Genomic DNA, 3,667 nt, shown 5'->3' with positions numbered 1-3,667 from the left:
TTTGCCGGCGGCTCGATCCACTGGGTTTTCCGGGTTGAGCTGCGGGATGTTGGCAAAGATGAACTTGCTGACGATCAGCGGCTTTTTCTGGCTTTGCTTCAGGGCAATCTGGCTTTCGCCGGCCAAAGTAATACTGGCGCTCACGGTGCGCTCCTACAGGCTGGCAACCAGCGTTTGCTGGTCGTCGTTGAAGTCGATCAGGGCGATTTGCAGCCCCACGGGGGTGATGGTCACGAAGTCATAACGGCGGCAGGTGCGGCCGTACTGTTGGATCAGCACGCGCAACAGTTCAGGGTTCAAAGACAACTGAGCGTTGCTGAACTTCAGCAGCACGACGTCCCAATCGCGGTCGGGCTGGCGCTCCTCGATCTCGACGTAACCCACGCCAAGACGCATGAAAATGCGCTTCAGGCCTGCAGTGCTGCCGGCGTCGACCGAGTTGATAAAGGCGTATTTCACCCGCAGCCGGAACAGGGATTCCGGTTCGCCTTGAAAGCGCGTCACGTCCCGCTGCCAGGCCCACAGCTCCAGGATGCTCATGTGGCAGCTGTCGGGATCGATCTGCGAGTAGGGCCAGCGCAGCCACCCCGTGACGGTTTCCCACCACGCCTGTGCAGCCGCGACCAGCTTTGAAAGCTCGGTACCGCCCAGCCAGAACGGCAGTTTCAGTTTGTTCATTGCAGGTTCACCTTCAGCGAAGTCAGGCGCGGAATGTCCAACCCGCTGGTGATGTCGACGCCAGGTGTAAACCGCAATGAGGCGATATCGGCAAACTGCTGGTGCAATTCTTCCGCGAGGCGACTGAAGCTGAAACGCGACTGGGGATAAGTCAGCGTCGGCTGATAATCGCGGGGCGTGCTTTCCCGAAACGCGGCGCGGATGAATAGCTCGATCTCACTTTTAAGCGTGTCGATCTGCTCCGCGCTCAAATTTGGTTGCGGCCAGAGCGTCATCGCAACACTCACGGGTACTTCGGGCATCACCATGGCCAGCAGATCATCGCCGTGGCCATGGTTGCCCTGGTCGCGAATGTGCGAATTGATTTGCTCCAGGTAAGTCGCCGCCGGCACACCTGCATCAAACAACACAAAGGCATTCGCGCTGCCCGGGCCACGCGGTGCGCCGTGTTCGAAGTAAACGCCGTCCGGACGCACGCCCGGAAAGGCCGAGATCATGGCGCGATACACCGCGTCGGTGTGCCACTGATTCACGGCCGAGAACTGGTTGCGCACGCGCAAACGCAGCTGGTCGTTCGGTTCCGGATCCGCACCTGGTGATTCCAGCCAACCGTCCTTGTTCACTACCTGAACAATGCCGGGGATGGGCACCGGCAGGATAGCGTAGTAACCCGGCGCGAGATTGAAACCGCTGCCGGATTCGATCGCCTCCACCGGTACTTCCAGCTGCAGCTGGCCTGCTACGAACGTCGCCGGCGCCGTGGTAATCAGTTTGTACACGTTGCCGTTGATGGCGGCCGACTGCACCACAATGCCCTTTTCCAGCTCCATGACGCCGTCCGGTAAGGCGCGGGTGAACAGCAATTTCCCTTGCGCTTTGGTGGCGCCTTTACGCTCGACGTTGACCGCCCAAGCAAGCATGTCCAGCCACGCATCCACCGCCGTTTTCACAAAGAAATTCGGCAGCACCGTCAGGCACAGAAAGTCCAATAGCCACAACACCGGTTTGGTCACCAGCGCGGTCATCACCCGCCAGAACGGCGAATAACTGCTGGTGTTGGCCACCTTCGCGCCTTGGGCTTCGACTTCCTTTTCCCATGCAGACTTCAAACCGGCCTCGGTGGTCGGTATGCCGGCGTCGGCGATCACCTTTTTAAAATCGACCTGGCTCACAGACTTACCTCAATCGAACCAAATTTCAGGGTTTTCGCAGTGACCAGGTACACGCCTGGTTCCTGCTGGGTGATGCGTGCCGTGCCCGGCACCAGGCGCTGGTCGTCCTCCACCAACAGTTCCAGTTGCTGGATGCAGTCGCGCTGCCGCAGCCGATCGCGCTCGGCCACCAGCGTCACCAACAACCCGCTGTCGCGGATCATGTGAGCGATGTCCTGGGCGATGCAGGCGCGGTCATCGACCAACAGCGGCTGGTGGGATGGATCCAGTGCCAGGTCGTTGTTCACGATCAACAGGTCTACGTACTCGCTCATCCGCCGACCGCCATAGCCACCATGTTTTCCACCTCCAGCGGGTTCATTGGTTTGCTGGTGTGAATGTTCACGTTCTCCACATGTGTGCCCTTGTTCTGGCTGCTGTTGTTGTTCTGGATACTGGTCAGCAAGCCGCCGGGCGGCACCGCTGAAGGGCGCGCCGGTGAAAGGCTGGGGATTGCCGCGTTGATGGTCTGCTGGGCTTTCTGCGCCGCGTTGGCGGTGTCGGCGGCATTGGTCGCGGCATCGACGCCGGGCACTTCAGGCATTCCGCCGAAACGCGCTTCGATGTTCACGCCCGGGATGCTGTTCAGCAGCTCGATCACGCCGTTTACGGCCTTGGTAAAAATGCCGACGATGCTGTCCCATGCGGCCTTGGCCATGCCTGACCAACCGCCCATGGAGTTAAACCAGTCGGATAGCTTCTGCAGCTTGTCAGCGACGAACTGGAACGCAGCCGTGTTCATCAGGGCGGACGTCCATTCGTCCCAGTAGTAGACCGCCGCGACAATGACGGCCACCAGGGCGAGAACACCGACCACGATCCACACCATCGGGTTGGCCTGCAGCGCCGCGTTGACCAGCCAGATCGCGCCCTGCCACAGCAGCATGGCGCCGCGTACCAGGGCAAGGCCGGCGCTGAGCGTGTAGATCACGGCCATGTAAGCCAGGATTGCCAGTTTCTGCAGGACGAAACCGGCAACGGTGCGCAGGTTCAGCAACTGCACGACCTTCCACACCGATAACAGGCCCAGCCAGGTCATCCGCGCAACGCCGACCACGACGGTCAACAACGACATGGCGCCGACGATGGCCATGATGGTCAATGCGGTGATGCCGATCACCCGGGTGATGTTGGGAAACAGCTGCGACCAGCGCACCAGGGTTTTACCGATGTCGACCATCTTGCTCATGAACGGCGTCAGTACCGGTATCAGCACCTGGCCAAACACCACCCGCATGACCTCGACCAGGGACGCCCACTGTTGCCACGGATCGACCATGGCCCGGGCCATCTGCTCGGCGTTCTCCAGTCCGCGCACCTTGCCCAACTGCTCGATGCCGTTGCGCAATCGATCGGTGTCCTTGGCCAGCGCGCCAATCACCTGGGCGCCTTCGCCACCGAAGGCCGCCATTAACTTGGCCCCGGCTGACGCGCTGGTCAGATCACCGAACTTGCCCTGCAGCTTGTCCAGAATCGCCATCATCGGCAGGACTTTGCCCTGCTGATCGGTGAACTTCATGCCGAGTTTTTCCGACGCCGCGCCGATGTTTTCAAAGAACGCCTTATAGCGTCCGCCGGCGTCGCCGCCCTCCATGGTGCTGCTCAGCGTGCCGATCACCGCCATCTGTTCGGCAAGGTCGACGCCGGATGTGGTGGCGATCGCGCCGGCCTCCTTGAAGGCGTCTTTCATCGCGGCGCCGCTGGTACGGAACAGCTGCACAGCCAGCGCCGTTTGCCCGCCGAGCTTTTCCACCCACGCGCCCTTCCCCATCGCATCC

4 protein-coding genes are annotated in these 3,667 nt (G+C 61.0%); all 4 read right to left on the bottom strand.

What is annotated here, in order from left to right; all coding sequences use genetic code 11:
• Positions 1 to 153: 153 nt before the first annotated feature.
• On the bottom strand, positions 154 to 678 hold the full coding sequence (locus tag FGA82_RS28085) for a phage tail protein (protein ID WP_141129616.1): 525 nt from the start codon (positions 676 to 678) through the stop codon (positions 154 to 156).
• Entirely contained in the window at positions 675 to 1,850 is a 1,176-nt protein-coding gene (locus FGA82_RS28080) for a baseplate J/gp47 family protein (RefSeq protein WP_141129615.1), read from the bottom strand. The genes FGA82_RS28085 and FGA82_RS28080 overlap by 4 nt, the downstream gene beginning before the upstream one ends.
• Positions 1,847 to 2,164, bottom strand: a complete 318-nt coding sequence (locus FGA82_RS28075; RefSeq protein WP_071173502.1) for a DUF2590 family protein — start codon at positions 2,162 to 2,164, stop codon at positions 1,847 to 1,849. Before FGA82_RS28075 ends, FGA82_RS28080 begins: the two co-directional genes overlap by 4 nt.
• Positions 2,161 to 3,667, bottom strand: a 1,507-nt coding sequence (locus FGA82_RS28070) for a phage tail tape measure protein (protein ID WP_141129614.1), incomplete at its 5' end; no start/stop codon positions are given. The genes FGA82_RS28070 and FGA82_RS28075, both read right to left, overlap by 4 nt.

It is taken from the genome of Pseudomonas fluorescens (genome assembly GCF_005938625.1).
Lineage (GTDB): Bacteria > Pseudomonadota > Gammaproteobacteria > Pseudomonadales > Pseudomonadaceae > Aquipseudomonas > Aquipseudomonas fluorescens_BD.
The sequence above is the reverse complement of the archived record's forward strand: the minus strand, read 5'-3'. Positions and strand labels throughout refer to the sequence as shown.

What these genes read in the sequence shown, in the direction of transcription:
- FGA82_RS28085 (WP_141129616.1), bottom strand. Translation starts at nt 678, where the DNA reads ATGAACAAACTGAAACTGCCGTTCTGGCTGGGCGGTACCGAGCTTTCA.
- FGA82_RS28075 (WP_071173502.1), bottom strand. Translation starts at nt 2,164, where the DNA reads ATGAGCGAGTACGTAGACCTGTTGATCGTGAACAACGACCTGGCACTG.